Source organism: Burkholderia humptydooensis (genome assembly GCF_001513745.1).
In the GTDB taxonomy this organism is placed as follows: domain Bacteria; phylum Pseudomonadota; class Gammaproteobacteria; order Burkholderiales; family Burkholderiaceae; genus Burkholderia; species Burkholderia humptydooensis.
Genome location: NZ_CP013382.1, coordinates 1,756,679 through 1,775,701, shown reverse-complemented (window position 1 = coordinate 1,775,701; position 19,023 = coordinate 1,756,679). Strand labels below are relative to the sequence as shown.

Genomic DNA, 19,023 nt, shown 5'->3' with positions numbered 1-19,023 from the left:
GCGGCGGATCAGAGCGCCTCGACGTTGCCGCAGACGGAAATCGTCTGTCCGGAAATCCCGTGCCCGCCCGGCGAGCAGAGGAAGAGCGCGGTCGCCGCGATCTCGTCCGGATCGGTCATCCGGCGCAGCGAGATTTTCTCGAGATAGCGCGCTTCCATCTCGTCGTGGCCGATGCCGAGTTGCGCGGCGCGCGCCTCGATCACGCGGCGCATCCGCGGGCCGCGCACGATGCCCGGCTGGATCGCGTTCACGCGGATGCCGAGCGGGCCGAGCTCGATCGCGAGGCTCTTCACGAGGCCGACGACCGCCCACTTCGTGGCCGAATACGGCGTGCGAAACGCATAGCCGAGCCGCCCCGCGACCGACGACAGCGCGATGATCGCGCCGCCGTGCGGCGCGTCGCGCAGCATCGGCACCGCGCGGCGCGCGAACTGGAACTGCGCGTTCAGGTTGATCGCGACTGTCTGCTCCCATTGCGCGGGATCGATCTCGTCGATGCCGCCCGTCGGTCCGGCGACGCCGGCGTTGTTGACGAGCACGTCGAGCCCGCCGAGCGTGCGCGCGACATCGTCGAACACGCGCCCAACGGCGGCCGGATCGGCGACGTCGGCGAGCGTCGTGCCGAGCGCGGCGCGCGACGGCCGGTCCGCGAGCGCGGCAAGCGCCTTCTCGGACGCGTCGCAGACGTGAACCTTGCCGCCGCATTCGGCGAACGCGTCGGCGATCGCGAGTCCGATGCCGGACGCGCCGCCCGTCACGAGTACGCGCAGCCCGGCGTATGGTTTCAGCAGATCGATTGCGGCCATGCGTGTCTGTCTCCAGTGATGTCAGTTGTTTTGTTTGGCGATGCAGATGATTCGATTCGCGAAGCCTATTCGTTCTTCGCGTTCTTCGCGAGCCGGCGCGGGCCGAGCCGCTCGCGCCCGGCCGCGAGCGTCCCGGCGAGGTCGTGCGCGGCGCCGCCGATGTCGAGCGCGATGCCCGCACGCGCGCCCGCGCCGTCGCGGCGCTCGAGCGCGTCGACGATCGCGCGGTGCGCGTCCATCGAGCGCCGCATATGCGGCACGTCGAGCGCGACCATGTTCAGGAACGGGCCGATCCGCATCCATAGATTCCGGATGATCGCGAGCGTGTTCTCGCTCGCGCCGTGCGTGTAGATCGCGTTGTGGAACGCGAAGTTGCTTTGCAGGTACGCGCGGCTTCGGCCGGCTTCGACGTGCGCGTTCATCGTCTCGCAGATGCGCCGCACGCCGGCGATCTGCGCGTCGGTCATCCGCGTCGCCGCGCGCTCGGCGACGCAGCCTTCGAGCGCGATCCGCACGTCGCGCAGCTCGTCGAGCATCTCGACCGTCATCGGCGGCACGACGAGCGCACGGTTCGGGCCGTCGACGAGCGCGCGCTCCGCGCGCAGCCGCGTGAGCGCGGCGCGCACGGGCATCGTCGACGAGCCGACCGCCTCGGCGACGCTGCGCAGGCTGAGTGCCTGGCCGGGCGCGAAGCGGCCGCTCATCAGCGCCTCGCGCAGTTGCTGGTAGACCTTGTCGGCCATCGTTTCCTGTTCGATGGCTTCGAGAGCGGGCGGGACGATGCGCGGCGCCAAGACGGACTCCTTGTAGTTTGATCTGTGATCCGTGATCACACTTGCGGCGTCACGAAGTGTTGTCGATGCGATGCGCGGTGTCAAGCGCGCGGCGATCAGGGAAAACGCGAGGAGGGGCGCCTGGGGCGTGACACGGACAGCGTCGCCGGTCCGGGCGGGACGAGCGCAACGCGTGACGTCGGATTGAATGTGTAAAACTCATCAATGGATAAGAAAAATCCATTTGTTTCATGATTGACTGGCGCATACGATGGCGCCATTCGTTCATGCCGAGCGAGCGTGCCGAGACGCGCGCGTTCGCTTCCTCGATTCGTCATCGCACATGTTCAATCCGATCGCATCTGCTTCGTCCGCTTCGTCGATTCCTTCCGCCCGGCCGTCGTCATCCGCGTCCGCCGCCGCGCGCGGTCCGCTCGTCGAGCTCGCCGCCGTCACGCTGCTGACGGGTGTCGGCGCGGGCCTGGGCGGCATGCTGCTCGCGCTGCTGCTGCACGCGATCCAGCACGTCGCGTATGGGTACGACGTCGCGCACGCGATCGGCGAAGAGAGCTTCCTTCAGGGCGTGACGGCCGCGCCGCCGCTGCGGCGGTTCGTGGTGCTGATCGGTTGCGGCGTCGTCGCGGGCGGCGGCTGGTGGGCGCTGTACCGGTTCGGCGCGCCGCTCGTCGGCATTCGCCGCGCGGTGCGCGCCGACGATCCGCGAATGCCGGCCGCGAGCACGACCGCGCACGCGCTGCTGCAGATCGTCTCCGTCGCGCTCGGCTCGCCGCTCGGCCGCGAGGTCGCGCCGCGCGAGATCGGCGCGATGTGGGCCGGCTGGCTCGCGCATCGCGTAGGGCTGCCCGCTGCCGACGCGCGGGTGATGGTTGCGTGCGGCGCGGGCGCCGGGCTCGCCGCCGTCTACAACGTGCCACTCGGCGGCGCGCTGTTCGTGCTCGAGGTGCTGCTCGGCACGTTCGCGTGGCGCGCGCTCGTGCCGGCCGTCGCGACGTCCGCGATCGCGACGCTCGTCGCCTGGATCGGGCTCGGCAACGAGCAGCAGTACCACGTCGCGCCGCTCGCGGCCGGCGCTTCGCTGTTCGCGTGGTCGGCCGTGTGCGGGCCGCTCTTCGGCGTCGCCGCGTACGGCTTCGCGCGGCTGACCGCACACGCGCGGGCGCGCGCGCCGAAGGACGCGCGGCTGCCGGTGCTCGCGCTCGTCAACTTCACGATCGTCGGCGCGCTCGCGACGGTGTTTCCGCCACTACTCGGCAACGGCAAGGGGCCGGTCGCGCTCGGCTTCGACGGACAACTCGCGATGGGGCTCGCGGCGACGCTGCTCGTGCTGAAGATCGCGATCACGTGGAGCAGCCTGCGCGCGGGCGCCGAGGGCGGTCTGCTGACGCCGGGGATCGCGAACGGCGCGTTGCTCGCGATCGTGCTCGGCGGGCTATGGAGTGTTGCGTGGCCGGGCGAGCCGACCGGCGCGTTCGCGATCGTCGGCGCGGCCGCGTTTCTCGCCGCGTCGATGCAGATGCCGCTCACCGCGATCGTGCTCGTGGTCGAGTTCACGCGCGTTGGGCACGATTTCCTGATTCCGATGCTGATCGCGGCGGCGGGCGCGGTCGCGGCGTTTCGGGTGCTCGCGCGGAGGAGAGAAAGAAAGGCGTGACCGGCTCGACGGCGCAATCGGCGATGTCGATCGGCGATGCCTGCCGCCGGCGCGATTCGACAGGCATCGCCGTTTTCCGCGCGAACATCGGAGGCGCGTCGCGCGCCGCGAATGCCGCGCCGAATGCTCGATCAGGCGGGCGTCTCCGCGATGTAGGCCAGATGCAGATTCTGGCCCCAGCCGCTCGTCGTGTACTCGTCGCGAACGTAATCGGTGCGGCAGATGTTGACCGTGAAATCGGTCTTGCTGACGTTGATCACGGTGACGGCGAACGTGTCCGGATACGGAGACGCATGTTTCGGGTCCTGCAACGCGCTCGCGATGACAACGGGAATGGCGGTGAATTCCGCCGGGAACGGAACCTTGACGGTCAGCGGCGCATTGATCCACGGCTTGCCGGGCGGCAGCTTCTCGCGCGGCCCGACGACATGCGTACCGACGAATTTCTGGGTCATGTCGAATTCTCCATCGTATTGTTGAAGTAATGCGATGCACGGACCCGTCGATGACCGACGGCCGTACGAACGTTATAGAAATCGCGCCGCGCGACGAACAACTCGGAGACGTTGTAGCTTGCGGGCGCCGGCCGTCGCCGGCGGCGTGGGCCGGGGAACCGGGGGGGTGCCCCTATGTGTTTCGTCAAGCGTCAGGGGCTGACTTGGGTTGGTAAATGGTGCCGTCGCGCAGCATGGCAAACAGGACGTCGCAGCGTCGCCGTGCGAGCGCGATGAGTGCCTGGTTGTGGCGCTTGCCCTGCTGGATCTTGCGCAAGTAATAGGCCCGTGAGACTGGGTCTCGTAAGGCAGCGAAGGCGGAGAGGAACAAGGCGCGTTTGAGCACCTTGTTGCCACGTCTGGACGGGTGTTCGCCCCGGATCGACGAGCCTGAGCGCCGGGTGACCGGCGCGAGACCAGCGTAGGCCGCCAGATGAGCAGCCGTGGCGAAGGCTTTTTGGGCGACTTCGGTCAGGAGTCTGGCAGCGGTCCTGACGCCGACTCCCGGCATGCTGGTCAGGACTGGCCAAAGAGGGTGAGCAAGCACCAGCCGCTCAACTTCGGCAGCGATTTCGTCACGCTGCTTGCGCAAGGCGGCAAGTTGCTGGGCCAAACGAGGCATGACGATGGTGGCGGCCTGCGTGCCGGGCACGATTACGGCTTGCTCGTTCAGCGCTTGAACGATTTCGGCCGCCAAGTTCTTGCCCATGCGCGGTGCGAGCTTGGTCAGGCGGTTGGCGAGCGTCTTTTCATTGGCAGCAGCAAGTGCGCTCGGGGACGGGTAGCGCTCAAGCAGATCGAGCACCGCCGGATGGTCGAGGCGCGGTCCGAGAACGCGTTCGAGCGCCGGATGGATTTGAGTAAGCAGGCCGCGAATGCGGTTGCTGGTTTGCGTGACCTGAGCGGCGAGGTCGTCATCGAAGCCGCAGAGCATGGTGAGTTCGGCGAGCTGCTCGTCGGCCAGTCGAAGCGAGCGCAGCGTATGTGGCATCGAGCGGGCGGCTTCAGCAATGATCGCGGCGTCGCGGGCATCGGTCTTGGCTTCGCCGGCATGCAAATCAGCGATGCGGCGCATGGCCAGTCCGGGCAGATAGGCGACGAGTACGCCTTCAGCGCGGGCGACGGCTACAGGAAGCGCACCGATGGTGGAAGGCTGATCGACGACGAACAGCAGTCGACCGTGAGTCTTGAGTTCGGCGATGAGGGCGCGCAGCTTGACCTCGTCGTTGGGTAGTGCCTTGTTGTAAAGACGCTTGCCGTTTCGATCGAGTGCGACGGCGTGATGCTGGCCTTTACCGACGTCGACGCCGACGAAGACATCGACGGCGTCATGTTGTTTGGTTTCTTGCATCGCGGTTTGTGCAGAGTGAACGGATTGGCCTGCAACAACGGTGGCAAGTCTCGGCATCCACGTTACGGACGGCGTCGGGAAAGCCCGGCCAAACCCCTATCAGCGATCACCAGCCACCCACCGGGCCCGGTGACAACACCCCCCGGATCATGACTGCGACTGGGGGCGGGAATCATGCCGGGCCTGGCTGGCCAAAGCCCCGATTATCGGGGCATGAAGATAGTAACGGGGGCGAGCGAGCCCGGAATCGCGAAGCTCAGCGCTTCTCGTCGGTCAGCGTGTTCAGGAATGCGACGATGTCGCGCATGTCCTGCCCGGTCATCGCGGGCGCGTCGCCCGGCTTGCGGTCGAACGGCGCGTCGGCGACGTCGACGTTCGCGCGATATGCGCTAGGGATGTCGTCGTATTGCTGCACTTGGCCGCTCGCGTCGCGCGGATAGATCCTGCCCGGATCGACGCTGCGCAGGTTGTAGAACGCGAGCACCCGATCGAGCGAGTGATAGACGCCGTTGTGGAAGAACACGCGGCGCGTCGCGACGTTGCGCAGCGACGGCGTCGCGAACATCCCGCAGTATTGCGTCTGCGTTTTCAGGTCGTCGCGGAACGGCCCGCAGACGCCGAGATCGTGGAACGCCGGATTGCGGTTCTGCGCGAGCGCGCGGTTGCGCGGCACGCCGAGCGCTTCGTACTGGAAATCGGTGAACATCGGCGGCAGGCCGTCCGCGCCCGGCTTCGACAGATGGCAGCCCGCGCAATTCGCCTTCGCCGGATCGTCGAAGAGCCGCAGCCCGCGCAGCTCGGCCTGCGTGAGCCGCGCGTCGCCTTCGAGCCAGCGGTCGTACTTGCTCGAATACGGATGGAACGACGGGTCCTCCACCTGGTAGCGCGCGATCGCGAACATTGCTTCGGACACCGCAAGACGCGCGTCGTCGAAGATACGCGGGCCGAACAACTGCCGGAACTGCGGCGCGTACCGCGCGTTCGCGAGCTTGTGCGCGACGTCGTCGGTGCTCGCGTTCGCCATTTCGACCGGATTCATCAGCGGGCCGAACGCCTGCTGCTGCAGCGTATCCGCGCGGCCGTCCCAGAACATCCCGCCTTGCGGCACGAGTTGCGGCGCGGCGTCCGCGCCCGCCGTCTTCTGCGCGCGCACGACGCCCGCCGCCGACGCGGCCTGTTGCGCGACGCTCGCCGCATCGTCGTTCTCCGACGAGTCGGGGCCGATGCTGAAGTTCGGCTGGCGGTACAGATACATCAGCGACGGCGGCGGCCGGTAGCCGGGCCGCGTCAGCGCGGCGCCGCCCAGTTGCACGTCGAGATCGTTCGGCGGGCCGTATGCATGGTCGGGACTATGGCACGACGCGCACGACTGTCGGCCCGACGCGGACAGCGACGGATCGAAGAACAGCGCCCGGCCGAGCTGCGCGACCGCGCTCAACGGTTCGGCGGCCGGGCGGCGCAGCACGACCGGATGCGGATTCGCGCCCGTCAGGTCTTCGACGATCGCGCCGACCGCGCTCGGCGCGTGCTCGGGAAACGCGAGCGCGAATGCGGCGAGACCGAGCACGCCGAACGCGGCGGCCGACAGCACGTGGCGCATCGCGTGCGCGCGGCGGCGGCGCGCATGGGGCGCATGGGGCAAGGGGGCGGAAGGCGCCGCCGATGCGCACGCGTCGAATCGGGCGGGGCGAGGAGGCCGGGCGGAATCGTCGGAGCGGGAAGGCGCAGCGGATTGCGCGGAAAGCGGTTCGGCCATGCTGGAGCGTTCGGTCGTGATCGTGCAAAAGAAAAATCCGGCGTGGCCCGCCGGAACGACAGCCGGCCGGTTGCGCATTGCGCAATGCGCGTCGCGCGGCAGCGCGGCGCGCCGCGTGCGTGACGAGGACGTCAGATCGAAGGCGCCGTCGCGAGCTTCGTGCCGAGCGTCGGGTCGAGGTACAGCGGCGTCTTGTTCACCGCGCCCGAGAAGTCGAACAGATCGCGCATGTCGCCCGCCGTCGCATCGAACGAGCCGCCGCCGATCCGCTGGCCGCCGAGCCAGTTGTCCTCGATGAAGCGCACGACCGACGCCTGGTCGATCAGCGTGTGGCTCACGTAGTTCTGCTTTGCCCACGGCGACACGACGACGAACGGAATCCGCGTGCCCGGGCCGCAGCGGCCGTTGACGGGCGCGCCGGCGACGCCCGTCGTCGCGGCGCCGGCGCCGCACACGCTGTCGCCGTTCAGTTGATCGACCGCGTCGAACGACGCGCGCGTCGGCGACGTGTACGCATGGTCGTACCAGCCGTCCGAGTCGTCGTACGTGACGATCACCGCGGTGTTCGCCCAGTCGGGCTGCTGCTGCAGGAAGTTGATGATCTTCGTCACGAACTGCTGCTCGTCGAGCGGGTCCGAGTAGCCGGCGTGCGCGTCCTGCGCGGCGGGCGCCTTCAGGAAGCTGACCGACGGGAAGTTGCCCGCCTTCACGGCCGCGAAGAAGTCGTCCGAGTCGTACTGGTGGTTCGCGGGCTCGGGCGTCTTGCCGTCCGTCTCGACGCTCGAGCCGATCGCCGCGATCGCGCTCGGGCGCGTGTGCTGCGGGTTCGCGGTCGACGCGTAGTACTGGAACCAGTTGTGGTGCGGGATGTAGTCGGCCGTCGCCGCGTTCACCGCGGTCGCGATCGTGCTGCGCTTGCAGCCCGTCGTGCCGTTCGCGTTCGCCGTCGACAGGTTGAAGCCGCCCATGAAGCCGCCCCACGTGATGTTGCGCGCGTTCAGCAGATCGCCGATGTTCTTGCCGGACATCATCGCCTGATCGGTCGGGCTCGAGCACACGTCGTAGCCCGGGTCGACGTCGTTGATCATCGTGAGGCCGCCCTGGCCGTCATTGACGTAGTACGAGGTCTTCGCGAGCGTCGACACGGCCTTCGACGTCTTCACGATCTGCATCCCGTCGGTCTGGCCGGCGATCACGTTGAGCGCGCCCGGCGTCGACGGGCCGTAGGTCGACGTGTACGCGTTGTCGCTCATCGCGAAGCGCTGCGCGTAGTTCCACAGCGCGGTCACCGTGTTGCCGTCGAAGTAGCCCATCACCTGGCCCGTCGTGCCGAACGCGCCCGCGCCGCCGCTCGAACCCTTGCCCGTGTATTTCGGGAAGAGGTCCGCGAGGCCGTTGTCGTACGCCTGCTCTTCGGCCGTGTACGCGTGGTTCTGGTCGGCCGTCGCGGCCTGCGTGCGGTCGAGGCGGAACGGATTGGCCGCGCCCGCGCCGTTCGCGGGATTCGTCGCGTTCGGGTTCGCGGTGAGCAGCAGGCCCGACAGGCCGTTGATCGGCGGCGTGCCCGACGCGGCGCTGAACGCCGGCTCGCCCGGCGGGTTCGCGGCGTTCGGATAGGTGCCGAAGTAGTGGTCGAACGATACGTTCTCGCCGTAGATCACGACGAGGTGCTTGATCGGCGTCGCGGTCTGCAACGCGTTTTGCGACGTGACGGGCGTGCTGCTGTCGGTGCCGCCGCACGCGTAGAGGGCGATGGCCGATCCGGCGCACGCGGTGGCGATCAAGGCTCGACGAAACATCAGGCAGGACTCCAATGAAAGATCGCTCGATTGACGGCGATCCGCGGAGGATCGCGCGACGGGAGCCGGCTGCGCGGCAAGAGCGGGCGTCGGGGACGCGCCGCGCGCCGGAAACGAAACGGCAGCATTGGATCAGTTCGGTATGAAGTTATGGAGGCGCTGCGCCTTCGGCAGGGTTACAGGCGGGTATCGGCGGCGTTACGGGCGGAAAGACGATCGTAGGGCGCGCGCCGCGCGCGATTGCGTCACGGCAGCAGCCGGTTCAGCCGCGCCCACTGCTCGAAAAGCGCGGGCCATGCGCGCACGGCGCTGCCGGGCTTGCCCATTCCCCAGCCGTGGCCGCCCGCCTGGAACGCGTGCAGCTCGACGCTCGCCTGCGCCGCGCGCAGCGCGCTCGCCATCAGCAGGCTGTTGTCGATCGGCGCGATTGGATCGTCGAACGCGTGCGCGAGAAACGTCGGCGGCGTGCGTGCGCTCACGTGCAGGTTCACCGACAGCGCTTCGCTGTCAGCCTGAGCCGGATGCGCGCCGACGGCGTGCAGCCGCGTGCGCATGCGATCGAACGGCGGCATCAGCGTGAGCACCGGATAGAGCAGCGCGGCGAGATCGGGGCGCGCGGATTCGCGATCGGCGTCGTCGACGCTCGCGTAGCGCCGCGCGTTGGGTTCGACGGCCGTCATCCCGGCGAGATGTCCGCCCGCGGAAAAGCCGACGATCGCGATCCGCGCGGGATCGATGCCGTCGCGCTTCGCGCGCGCGCGGATCACGCGCATCGCGCGCTGGCCGTCCTGCAGCGGCGCGAGCCGCGACCAGCCTTGCCCGGGTAGCCGGTACACGAGCTCGAACGCGGTCACGCCGAGCGACTTCAGCCACGCGCACATCGGCGTGCTCTCGTTGCCGAGCTCGATGTGATCGTAGCCGCCGCCCGCGATCACGAGCGCCGCGCCGCCATTGCCGTGCGCGGGCCGGTAGACGTCGAGCCGCGGCCGGGCGACGCGCGACACGCTGCCGTGCCTGCCGGTCCGCTCGCCGTCGCCTGCGCCCGTCGCGACCGGGTCGGGCGCGGGGCCCGGCCACAGCGCAATCGTTTCATCGGGAACAGCGCGGGGCGCGTCGCCCGGCTGCGGCGCGCCGTGCATGGCGGTCTGCGCGTGCGCGGCCGGCGCGATCGTGTCGAGCGCGCCGGCGAGCGCGGCGCCGAGCAGGCTGCGTCGGGTGAAGTCCATGTCGAAGGCTCCGGATCGGAATCGGAAGACGACGCCGCTTTCGCGGCGTCGGCATCGTAGGGGAAAGCGCGTGCGCGGGTTTGCCGAGGGCGGGGGGGCGAGTCTCTCGCGGCGCGTTCGTTGCACGGCCGGTCCACGCGGCCGTCGGGCCACCGCGATTTCGCGACGGCTCGTGCGCATCGGGACGCCGGGCGCGGACGCGCCCATGTTACCGGATGCGCGGCGCGGCATCGCATGACGCGCCTTCGCCGCAGCCGGCAAATGGGCGCGGAAATGGGCGCGGCGCGACCGGACACGTGGCCCGCGGCGCGATCTGCGGCGCGGCGCCGATCACGGCGGATCGCCGATCCGATGCGCGACCGCGTACCGCACGAGCGCCGATTCGTTCGGCAATGCCAACTTGTCGAGCACGTGCGCCTTGTAGATCCGCACGGTCTTCGCGCTGATCCCGAGCGCTTGCGCGATCTCGGCGGGCGTGTCGCCCGCCGCGAGATGAAGGAATACCTCGAATTCGCGCTTCGACAGCCGCTCGTGCGGCGGCGCGTCCGCGTCCGACGGCGCATGCAGATTTTCCGCGAGCTGTTCGGCGACGTCCATGCTGACGTACACGCCGCCTGCCGCGATCTTGCGCAGCGCGGCGATCAGCTCGTCGCAACCGCTTTGCTTCGTCAGGTAGCCGGACGCGCCGGCCTGGAATGCCTCGGCCGCGTGCCGCTGGCTTGCGCGCGCGGCCATCACGAGGACGCGCGTGGACGGCGCCGTGCGGCGGATGCGATGGATCAGGTTCGCGCAATCGTGGCCGAGCGTGGTTTGATCGAGTAGCGCGATTCCGGTGCGGCCCTGCTTGACGAGCTCGAACGCGGACGGGGCGTCGCCTGCCTCGCCGTCGATTTCGAACTCGCCGGATTTTTCGAGTATGTGTCGCAAGCCGTCGCGCAACATCGCGTGACGGTCCACCATCAACAGCCTGATCATCGGCGAAGCCTCGTAGCGCGCACCTGCTTATGGCCATCGCGTATCGGCGATCAGCGCTCGCGCCGCGCCGCGTCGCGGCGGCGCGCGAACGCATGCGGCGATCCGGCCGAACTCCGGACGCTCGTTCCCCGGACCGTTGCGTCGCGTCGGGCGTCGGCGGGTTTCTCCGAACCCGGCGCGCGCGTTGCGACAAGTCGCTACGGCTTGAAAGGCGTCGAGGCTGCGGCTTCGTGCGAGCTGCGCGGCGCCGACGATATCCGGCGGATGCGGCGCGACGCGTTCGCGCGGATGTGTCGTTCACGTCGTCGGTTTCGTCGTCCGCCGAATGGCGGACGTGCGGTGCGGCGCTCGAGCCGAGTGCCACGTTTCAATCTTATGCCACCTTGCTTACGTGATCCTGATGGTTGCGCGCGCAATCGTATGGGTGAAATCGCGGATGGCGTTTCGCGGCGCGGCCCGGCGAATTGCTCATACCGTCGGACGACAGGCTTGCCGCACGATGTCGGGACCGTGTCGATTAGTCTGCGTGACCGGGCGGACGACGCCCGCCGATGACGATTTCGATGCGCGGTGTTGCGACGTGTCCGCGCGAAGCTTCGTTGCGTCGAAAGTCGGCGAGCGCCGGCAGCGCGGCTGTTCGATTGCGCCGCGCAATTCGAAACGAGGAAAACGTTTTTCCGATGCGCGTGCGAGCCGCGCAAACGCAGGCGCAGCCGGCGAATCGCCGCGCCATGCCCGCGAAAACGGCAATCGAAAATCGAATCCGCTGCGGAATCGGCAAAATCCTGCAAGCCGACGAATCGCGGCCATGCGCTTATCTCGTAATTGCCGATATTCTTTCGCGGCCTGTGCCGGCACAGTGCGAGGGAGCGCAGTTTCGAACACGGACCCAGCGTGAGCGACGCGGCCGGCGCAGGCACGCGGCGCTCGATGACGGAGACATGATCATGTTGACGCCGCATGAACTCTCGACGTTGTTGTGTATCGCGCGTTCGCCCGAGGATGTCGACATGGGCGATCCGGAATTCGTTTCGCTCGTCGAGATGGGGCTCGCGACGGCGATGGGCGGGGGACGGTCGATCGTGCCGGGCGCGCTCCTGACGCCGCTCGGCCGCGAACTGGTCGAGCGGATCGCGTGTGCGAAGGCGGCCGCGGTGCAGCGAATCTGAGCGCCGCGGCACCCGGCCCGCTCGCTCGATCCCGCGGACCGTCGGGCCCCTGCGTCATCAAGCCGCCGCCACCCCATAGATCTCGCGCGCGGCGTCGCGAATCGCATCGATCGTCACGCTCGCCGCGGGCGCATACACCTTGTCCGTGCGCGTGATGATCCCGAAATCGTCCATCCGGCAATCCATCTCGAGCGGCAGCATCGCGACGATGCCGTGCGTCGCGTAGTAGCGCGCGACGTCCTCTGCGAGCACCGCGATCATGTCGCTGCGCTCGAGCACGCGCGTGACGAACAGGAGCGCGGCGGTCTCGACGACGTTCGCGGGCGGCGTGAGGCTCGCGCGCTGGAACATCAGCTCGAAGCGATGGCGCAGCACGCTGCCCGCGGGCGGCACGACCCACGCGGCGCGCTGCACGTCGGCCAGTGTCAGCGGCGCGCGTTCGAGGAGCGGATGCCCGGCCCGCACGACGGCCGCCACCGGCTCGCCCGTCAGCGGCGCGTAGCGCAGCCGCAGCTTGTCGTGCTCAGCCGACAGGCGGCCCACGACGACGTCGAGCTTGTCCTGCGCGAGGCGTTCGAGCAGCACGTTGCTCGTGTCGATCTCGACCGAGATCCGGACGTTCGCGTGCGTCGCCTTGACCGCCGCGACGGCGGGCGGCAGCAGCCGCAGGCCCGGGGACGTGATCGCGCCGATCGCAACGTGCCCGAGGCGTCCGGCCTTCAGCGCGGCCAGCTCGTCCTGCGCCTGGTCGAGGCTGCCGAGCGCCGCGCGCGCGTGGCGGATCAGGGCGTCGCCATACAGCGTCGGCCGCATGCCGCGCGGCATCCGCTCGAACAGCATCGCGCCGATCGTGTCCTCCAGTTCGCGCAGCAGCTTCGACGCGGCCGGCTGCGTCATGTTCAGCGCCGCCGCCGCGCGGTGGATGTTGCCCTCGTCGGCGAGCGCGACGATCAGCAGCAACTGGCGCGTCTTCAGTCGGCTTCGGATCGCCCGGGGATGCGTGTCGAGCGTTGTTGGAAGTGTTGTCGGCATTTTTATATCAATATTTAAAAGATATCTGAAAGCGCCAAAACGTCATTAGTAGGTTATCAAAATTCTCCCTAGACTGCGCCGAATATTCCGCCATACAGGACGTGACGATGTCGGCATCCAAACCCAAGCTGCGCTCGGCCCAATGGTTCGGCACCCATGACAAGAACGGCTTCATGTACCGGAGCTGGATGAAGAATCAGGGTATTCCCGATCACGAATTCGACGGCCGGCCGATCGTCGGCATCTGCAATACCTGGTCGGAGCTCACGCCGTGCAACGCGCACTTTCGCAAGCTCGCCGAGCACGTGAAGCGCGGCGTCTACGAGGCGGGCGGCTTTCCGGTCGAGTTTCCGGTGTTCTCGAACGGCGAATCGAACCTGCGGCCGTCCGCGATGCTCACGCGCAATCTCGCCTCGATGGACGTCGAGGAGGCGATTCGCGGCAACCCGATCGACGCGGTCGTGCTGCTCGCCGGCTGCGACAAGACGACCCCCGCGCTGCTGATGGGCGCGGCGAGCTGCGACGTGCCGGCGATCGTCGTGTCCGGCGGCCCGATGCTCAACGGCAAGCTCGACGGCAAGAACATTGGCTCCGGCACCGCCGTGTGGCAACTGCACGAGGCGCTGAAGGCGGGCGAGATCGACCTGCACCGCTTCCTGTCGGCGGAGGCCGGCATGTCGCGCTCGGCGGGCACCTGCAACACGATGGGCACCGCGTCGACGATGGCGTGCCTGGCCGAAGCGCTCGGCGTCGCGCTGCCGCACAACGCGGCGATCCCGGCCGTCGATGCGCGCCGCTACGTGCTCGCGCACCTGTCGGGCGCGCGCATCGTCGAGATGGCGCACGAAGGGCTCGCGCTGTCGACGATCCTGACGCGCGCGGCGTTCGAGAACGCGATCCGCGCGAACGCGGCGATCGGCGGCTCGACGAACGCGGTGATCCATCTGAAGGCGATCGCCGGGCGGCTCGGCGTGCCGCTCGAACTCGAGGACTGGATGCGCATCGGCCGCGATACGCCGACGATCGTCGATCTGATGCCGTCGGGCCGGTTCCTGATGGAGGAGTTCTATTACGCGGGCGGGCTGCCCGCCGTGCTGCGCCGGCTGGGCGAGGCGAACCTGCTGCCGCATCCGGGCGCGCTGACCGTCAACGGCAAGTCGCTGTGGGAGAACGTGCGCGACGCGCCGAACCACGACGACGAAGTGATCCGTCCGCTCGCGCGGCCGCTGATCGCAGACGGCGGCATCCGGGTCCTGCGCGGCAATCTCGCGCCGCGCGGCGCGGTGCTCAAGCCGTCCGCGGCGAGCCCGGAGTTGCTCAGGCATCGCGGCCGCGCGGTGGTGTTCGAGAACTTCGAGCACTACAAGGCGACGATCGACGACGAGGCGCTCGACGTCGACGCGAGCTCGGTGCTCGTGCTGAAGAACTGCGGGCCGCGCGGCTATCCGGGCATGGCCGAGGTCGGCAACATGGGGCTGCCGCCGAAGCTGTTGCGCCAGGGCGTGAAGGACATGGTGCGGATCTCGGACGCGCGAATGAGCGGCACCGCGTACGGCACGGTCGTGCTGCACGTCGCGCCGGAGGCGGCGGCGGGCGGCCCGCTCGCGGCGGTGCGCAACGGCGACTGGATCGCGCTCGATTGCGAAGCGGGCACGCTCACGCTCGATGTGAGCGACGACGAGCTCGCGCGCCGGCTGTCGGACCTCGATCCGGCGAGCGCGCCGGGTGCCGCCGGGCAGGCGGGCAGCGGCGGCTACGCGCGTCTTTATGTCGACCACGTGCTGCAGGCGGACGAGGGCTGCGACCTCGACTTCCTGGTCGGCCGGCGCGGCGCCGCTGTGCCGCGGCATTCGCACTGACCGGGAGGCGCGACGATGAGCGGGCCCACGGGCGAACTCCTGATCGACGGCGGCGCGCGGCGCGGCCGGGGCGAGGCGTTTCACGCGATCGACGCGGCGACGGGCGCGGCGATCGCCGAGCCGGTCTTTCATGGCGCGCTGCCGGCGGACGTCGATGCGGCATGCGCGCTCGCCGATGCCGCGTTCGACACGTACCGCGCGCTCGCCGCATCGCGCCGCGCGGATCTGCTCGACGACATCGCCGCGCGGATCGAAGCGCTCGGCGACGCGCTGATCGTGCGCGCGATGGCCGAGACCGGCTTGCCGCGCGCGCGGCTCGAAGGCGAGCGCGCGCGCACCGCGAACCAATTGCGGATGTTCGCGGCGCTCGTGCGCGGCGGCGACGCGCTCGACGTGCGGATCGAGCCCGCGCTGCCGGAGCGGCAGCCGCCGCGCGGCGATCTGCGCTTCCTGCGCATCGGCGTGGGCCCGGTCGCGGTGTTCGGCGCGAGCAATTTCCCGCTCGCGTTTTCGGTCGCGGGCGGCGATGCGGCGGCGGCGCTCGCGGCCGGCTGCCCGGTCGTCGTGAAGGCGCATCCCGCGCATCCCGGCACGTCCGAGCTCGTCGGGCGCGCGGTGCAGGCGGCCGTGCGCGCGGCCGCGCTGCCGGCCGGCGTGTTCGCGCTCCTCGCCGACGCGGGGCACGACGTCGGCCGCGCGCTCGTCGCGCATCCGGCGATCCGCGCGGTCGGCTTCACCGGCTCGCGCGCAGGCGGCCTCGCGCTCGCCGCGCTCGCGGCGGCGCGGCCCGTGCCGATTCCGGTCTACGCGGAGATGAGCAGCGTGAATCCGAACCTGCTGCTGCCCGGCGCGCTCGCGGCGCGCGGTGAGGCGCTCGCGCGCGAGTTCGTCGCGTCGGTCACGCTCGGCTGCGGGCAGTTCTGCACAAATCCGGGGCTCGCGCTCGGCATCGCGGGCGCGGGCTTCGACGCGTTCGTCGACGCCGCCGCGCGCGCGCTGCGCGACGTGCCGGCGGGCGTGATGCTGAGCGCGGGCATCCTGCGCGCGTACGACGCGGGCGTCGCGCGGCTCGCGCGCCATCCGGCCGTCGATGTCGTCGCGCGCGGCGCGGCGGCCGGCGATCGCGCGCAGGCGGCGCTGCTGCGCGTGAGGGCGCGCGACCTGATGGCCGACGCGACGCTCGCCGACGAAGTGTTCGGCCCGTCGAGCGTGCTCGTCGAATGCGCGAGCGCCGACGAGATGCGCGATGCGATGCGGCGGCTCGAAGGGCAGTTGACGGTGACGCTGCACCTGAGCGCCGACGATCGCGAGCTCGCGCGCACGCTGCTGCCGATCGTCGAGCGCCGCGCGGGCCGCATTCTCGCGAACGGCTTTCCGACGGGCGTCGAAGTGTGCGACGCGATCGTTCACGGCGGACCGTTCCCGGCGACCTCGGACGGCCGCAGCACGTCGGTCGGCACCGCCGCGATCGAGCGCTTTCAGCGGCCCATTTGCTACCAGAACGTTGACGACGCGCTGCTGCCCGGCGCGCTGCGCGACGGCAATCCGCTCGCCGTGCCGCGCCGGGTCGGCGGCCGGCGGGAAGCCGCCGCGCCGCGCTAGGCGAGCGCGGACGCACGAACGCAACGCGAAGCGCGCAACGCAGACCGGCGGCGACGCCGGCGCGAGACATCGCGACATCGAAGACATAAGGAGACGACAGCATGGCCACCGAGCGCATGATTTCCGCGCACGCATTGCCCGACGCGAGCGGCGCGCGCGCCGACGCCGCGCCGCGGCACGCCCCCTCGGCCGCATCGGGCGACGACGAGCGGCGCATCGTGCGCCTGCTCACGCGCAAGCTGGTGCCGTTTCTCGCGCTGATCTACGTGGTCGCGTATGTCGACCGGACCGTCGTCGGCTTCGCGAAGCTGTACATGAACGCGGCCGTGGGCCTGAGCGACGCCGCGTACGGCCTCGGCGCGGGCCTCTTCTTCATCGGCTACTTCCTGTGCGAGGTGCCGAGCAATCTCGCGCTCGAGCGCTTCGGCGCGCGCGTGTGGTTCTCGCGGATTCTCGTCACGTGGGGGGCGATCACGGTCGCGATGGCGCTCGTCGAAGGGCCGGCGAGCTTCTATGTGCTGCGCTTCCTGCTTGGCGCGGCGGAGGCGGGGCTCTATCCGGGCATCCTCTATTTCCTCACGCAATGGTTTCCGATGCGTCATCGCGCGCGGGTGATCGGTCTGCTCGTGCTCGCGCAGCCGATCGCCGGCATCGTGACCGGGCCGCTTGCGGGCATGCTGCTCGCGACGCACGGCGTGCTCGGCCTGTCGAACTGGCAGGCGCTGTTCGTCGCGAGCGGGTTGCCCGCCGTGCTGCTCGCCGCGCCGACGCTGCGGCTGTTGCCGGCGTCGCCCGCGCACGCGCGCTGGCTCGACGCGGCCGATCGCCGCTGGATCGAGCGCGAGCTCGACGCCGACCGCCGCGCGTACCGGCCGCACTCGCACCACCGGCCGCTCGCCGCGCTGCGCGATACGCGCGTGCTGCTGCTCGCCGCGCTGTTCCTGCCGTTTCCGCTCAGCATCTACGGGCTGTCGCTGTGGCTGCCGACGATCATCAAGGCGTTCGGCGTCGGCGATGCGGCAACCGGCCTGCTGTTCGCGGTGCCGTACCTGTTCGCGGTCGGCGGGCTGCTCGTCGTGCCGCGCCATTCGGATCGCAAGCGCGAGCGCTACGGCCACATCGCCATGGTGTCGGCGGCGGCCGCGCTCACGCTCGCCGCGAGCGCGGCCGTCCATGCGCCTGCGCTGCAGTTCCTGTTCATCTGTCTGAGCGCGTTCTCGATCTATTCGATCCAGGCCGTCGTCTGGGCGCTGCCCGGCGAATTCCTGACGGGCACGAGCGCCGCAGTCGGCATCGCGGCGATCAACTCGCTCGCGAATCTCGGCGGCTACGTTGGCCCATACGGCATCGGCCTCATCAAGGACGCGACGGGCAGCCTCGCCGCGGGCCTGTATTTCCTCGCCGCGACGCTCGCGTTCGCGGTGCCGATGACGTTCGTCGTGCGCGCGGCGCTGCGCGCGCCGCAGCCGGATGCGGGCGGGCTCGCCGGCGAACCGCGCATCCGCACGTGAACAGGCCCTGGACCGATGAACGCTTTCACTGACGCAGGAACCGACCGATGAATACGAGCCGCTCGCCGCGCTACCGCGGCGTCTTCCCCGTCGTGCCGACGACGTTTACCGAGACCGGCGAGCTGGATCTGCCGAGCCAGATGCGCGCGGTCGATTTCATGATCGATGCGGGCTCGGAGGGCCTTTGCATCCTCGCGAACTTCTCCGAGCAGTTCGCGCTCGCCGACGACGAGCGCGACGTGCTCACGCGAACGATTCTCGAGCACGTCGCGGGCCGCGTGCCCGTGATCGTGACGACGACGCACTACAGCACCCGGGTCTGCGCGGCGCGCAGCCGCCGCGCGCAGGAGCTGGGCGCGGCGATGGTGATGGCGATGCCGCCGTATCACGGCGCGACGTTCCGCGTGCCCGACACGCAGATCCACGCGTTCTACGCGCGCCTGTCGGACGCGCTCGACATCCCGATCATGATCCAGGACGCGCCCGCGAGCGGCACCGTGCTGTCCGCGCCGTTTCTCGCGCGGATGGCGCGCGAGATCGAGCAGGTGTCGTACTTCAAGATCGAGACGCCGGGCGCGGCGAACAAGCTGCGCGAGCTGATCCGGCTCGGCGGCGACGCGATCGAGGGGCCGTGGGACGGCGAGGAGGCGATCACGCTGCTCGCGGACCTGAACGCGGGCGCGACGGGCGCGATGACGGGCGGCGCGTATCCGGACGGAATCCGGCCGATCGTCGATGCACATCGCGACGGGCGCGCCGACGACGCGTTCGCGCTGTACCAGCGCTGGCTGCCGCTCATCAATCACGAGAACCGGCAGACGGGGCTCGTCGCCGCGAAGGCGCTGATGCGCGAGGGCGGCGTGATCGCGTGCGAGCGGCCGCGGCATCCGCTGCCGCCGATCCATCCGGATTCGCGCGCCGAGCTGATCGAGATCGCGCGCCGGCTCGATCCGCTCGTGCTGCGCTGGGCGCGCTGACGCGCGGCGAACCCGGCAAGG

The 19,023-nt window shown here is 69.8% G+C and carries 15 protein-coding genes; 6 read left to right on the top strand and 9 right to left on the bottom strand.

All coding sequences use genetic code 11. The features are described from left to right. Positions 1-8: 8 nt before the first annotated feature. Positions 9-806, bottom strand: coding sequence for an SDR family oxidoreductase (locus AQ610_RS26890; RefSeq protein WP_006027566.1), 798 nt, complete (start codon positions 804-806; stop codon positions 9-11). Between the two features lie 65 nt (positions 807-871). Further along, the gene (locus AQ610_RS26885) at positions 872-1,600 is read right to left on the bottom strand and encodes a GntR family transcriptional regulator (protein WP_006027565.1); all 729 of its coding nucleotides are present in this window, start codon (positions 1,598-1,600) and stop codon (positions 872-874) included. A 322-nt stretch (positions 1,601-1,922) separates the two neighbouring features. Here AQ610_RS26885 and AQ610_RS26880 point away from each other — a divergent pair, with 322 nt between their 5' ends. Continuing rightward, positions 1,923-3,251 carry a chloride channel protein gene (locus AQ610_RS26880; RefSeq protein WP_006027564.1) on the top strand — a complete coding sequence of 443 codons (1,329 nt, stop codon included), beginning with the start codon at positions 1,923-1,925 and terminating at the stop codon, positions 3,249-3,251. A gap of 131 nt (positions 3,252-3,382) precedes the next feature. Here AQ610_RS26880 and AQ610_RS26875 read toward each other — a convergent pair whose 3' ends face one another. The 6 genes from AQ610_RS26875 to AQ610_RS26850 all read right to left on the bottom strand — a co-directional run bounded on the left by AQ610_RS26875 (position 3,383) and on the right by AQ610_RS26850 (position 10,852). After that, positions 3,383-3,706 carry an H-type lectin domain-containing protein gene (locus AQ610_RS26875; RefSeq protein WP_006027563.1) on the bottom strand — a complete coding sequence of 108 codons (324 nt, stop codon included), beginning with the start codon at positions 3,704-3,706 and terminating at the stop codon, positions 3,383-3,385. Between the two features lie 184 nt (positions 3,707-3,890). Continuing rightward, on the bottom strand, positions 3,891-5,096 hold the full coding sequence (locus AQ610_RS26870) for an IS110 family RNA-guided transposase (protein ID WP_006029866.1): 1,206 nt from the start codon (positions 5,094-5,096) through the stop codon (positions 3,891-3,893). 256 nt (positions 5,097-5,352) lie between these two features. Continuing rightward, positions 5,353-6,696 carry a cytochrome-c peroxidase gene (locus AQ610_RS26865; protein ID WP_009917031.1) on the bottom strand — a complete coding sequence of 448 codons (1,344 nt, stop codon included), beginning with the start codon at positions 6,694-6,696 and terminating at the stop codon, positions 5,353-5,355. A gap of 287 nt (positions 6,697-6,983) precedes the next feature. Next, a complete protein-coding gene (locus AQ610_RS26860) occupies positions 6,984-8,651 on the bottom strand; it encodes a phospholipase C (RefSeq protein ID WP_009917030.1) in 1,668 nt (555 codons plus the stop codon). 245 nt (positions 8,652-8,896) lie between these two features. Next, a complete protein-coding gene (locus tag AQ610_RS26855; RefSeq protein ID WP_006027558.1) occupies positions 8,897-9,877 on the bottom strand; it encodes an alpha/beta hydrolase in 981 nt (326 codons plus the stop codon). A 330-nt stretch (positions 9,878-10,207) separates the two neighbouring features. After that, on the bottom strand, positions 10,208-10,852 hold the full coding sequence (locus AQ610_RS26850) for a response regulator (RefSeq protein ID WP_006027557.1): 645 nt from the start codon (positions 10,850-10,852) through the stop codon (positions 10,208-10,210). A 947-nt stretch (positions 10,853-11,799) separates the two neighbouring features. Here AQ610_RS26850 and AQ610_RS26845 point away from each other — a divergent pair. Beyond that, positions 11,800-12,021: a hypothetical protein gene (locus AQ610_RS26845; RefSeq protein WP_015603889.1), complete on the top strand. Its 222-nt coding sequence runs from the start codon at positions 11,800-11,802 to the stop codon at positions 12,019-12,021. 57 nt (positions 12,022-12,078) lie between these two features. Here AQ610_RS26845 and AQ610_RS26840 read toward each other — a convergent pair whose 3' ends face one another. After that, positions 12,079-13,053, bottom strand: coding sequence for a LysR substrate-binding domain-containing protein (locus AQ610_RS26840; RefSeq protein WP_006027554.1), 975 nt, complete (start codon positions 13,051-13,053; stop codon positions 12,079-12,081). 107 nt (positions 13,054-13,160) lie between these two features. Between AQ610_RS26840 and AQ610_RS26835 the strand changes: the two genes are divergently transcribed. From AQ610_RS26835 to AQ610_RS26820, 4 genes are all read left to right on the top strand, one after another. Further along, positions 13,161-14,912 (top strand): IlvD/Edd family dehydratase, encoded by a 1,752-nt coding sequence (locus AQ610_RS26835; RefSeq protein ID WP_009914694.1) that lies wholly within the window; start codon positions 13,161-13,163, stop codon positions 14,910-14,912. 15 nt (positions 14,913-14,927) lie between these two features. Further along, complete coding sequence (locus AQ610_RS26830; protein WP_006027552.1) at positions 14,928-16,514, top strand: aldehyde dehydrogenase (NADP(+)); 1,587 nt, start codon at positions 14,928-14,930, stop codon at positions 16,512-16,514. Positions 16,515-16,630: 116 nt separating this feature from the next. Continuing rightward, positions 16,631-18,025, top strand: a complete 1,395-nt coding sequence (locus AQ610_RS26825; protein ID WP_045554793.1) for an MFS transporter — start codon at positions 16,631-16,633, stop codon at positions 18,023-18,025. Between the two features lie 47 nt (positions 18,026-18,072). Beyond that, complete coding sequence (locus tag AQ610_RS26820; RefSeq protein ID WP_006027550.1) at positions 18,073-19,002, top strand: dihydrodipicolinate synthase family protein; 930 nt, start codon at positions 18,073-18,075, stop codon at positions 19,000-19,002. Positions 19,003-19,023: the final 21 nt, after the last annotated feature.

Coding starts and splice junctions, on each gene's coding strand:
- AQ610_RS26875 (WP_006027563.1), bottom strand. CDS start 3,706: ATGACCCAGAAATTCGTCGGTACGCATGTCGTCGGGCCGCGCGAGAAG.
- AQ610_RS26850 (WP_006027557.1), bottom strand. CDS start 10,852: ATGATCAGGCTGTTGATGGTGGACCGTCACGCGATGTTGCGCGACGGC.
- AQ610_RS26865 (WP_009917031.1), bottom strand. CDS start 6,696: ATGCGCCACGTGCTGTCGGCCGCCGCGTTCGGCGTGCTCGGTCTCGCC.
- AQ610_RS26845 (WP_015603889.1), top strand. CDS start 11,800: ATGTTGACGCCGCATGAACTCTCGACGTTGTTGTGTATCGCGCGTTCG.
- AQ610_RS26890 (WP_006027566.1), bottom strand. CDS start 806: ATGGCCGCAATCGATCTGCTGAAACCATACGCCGGGCTGCGCGTACTC.
- AQ610_RS26835 (WP_009914694.1), top strand. CDS start 13,161: ATGTCGGCATCCAAACCCAAGCTGCGCTCGGCCCAATGGTTCGGCACC.
- AQ610_RS26860 (WP_009917030.1), bottom strand. CDS start 8,651: ATGTTTCGTCGAGCCTTGATCGCCACCGCGTGCGCCGGATCGGCCATC.
- AQ610_RS26830 (WP_006027552.1), top strand. CDS start 14,928: ATGAGCGGGCCCACGGGCGAACTCCTGATCGACGGCGGCGCGCGGCGC.
- AQ610_RS26880 (WP_006027564.1), top strand. CDS start 1,923: ATGTTCAATCCGATCGCATCTGCTTCGTCCGCTTCGTCGATTCCTTCC.
- AQ610_RS26840 (WP_006027554.1), bottom strand. CDS start 13,053: ATGCCGACAACACTTCCAACAACGCTCGACACGCATCCCCGGGCGATC.
- AQ610_RS26825 (WP_045554793.1), top strand. CDS start 16,631: ATGATTTCCGCGCACGCATTGCCCGACGCGAGCGGCGCGCGCGCCGAC.
- AQ610_RS26820 (WP_006027550.1), top strand. CDS start 18,073: ATGAATACGAGCCGCTCGCCGCGCTACCGCGGCGTCTTCCCCGTCGTG.
- AQ610_RS26870 (WP_006029866.1), bottom strand. CDS start 5,096: ATGCAAGAAACCAAACAACATGACGCCGTCGATGTCTTCGTCGGCGTC.
- AQ610_RS26855 (WP_006027558.1), bottom strand. CDS start 9,877: ATGGACTTCACCCGACGCAGCCTGCTCGGCGCCGCGCTCGCCGGCGCG.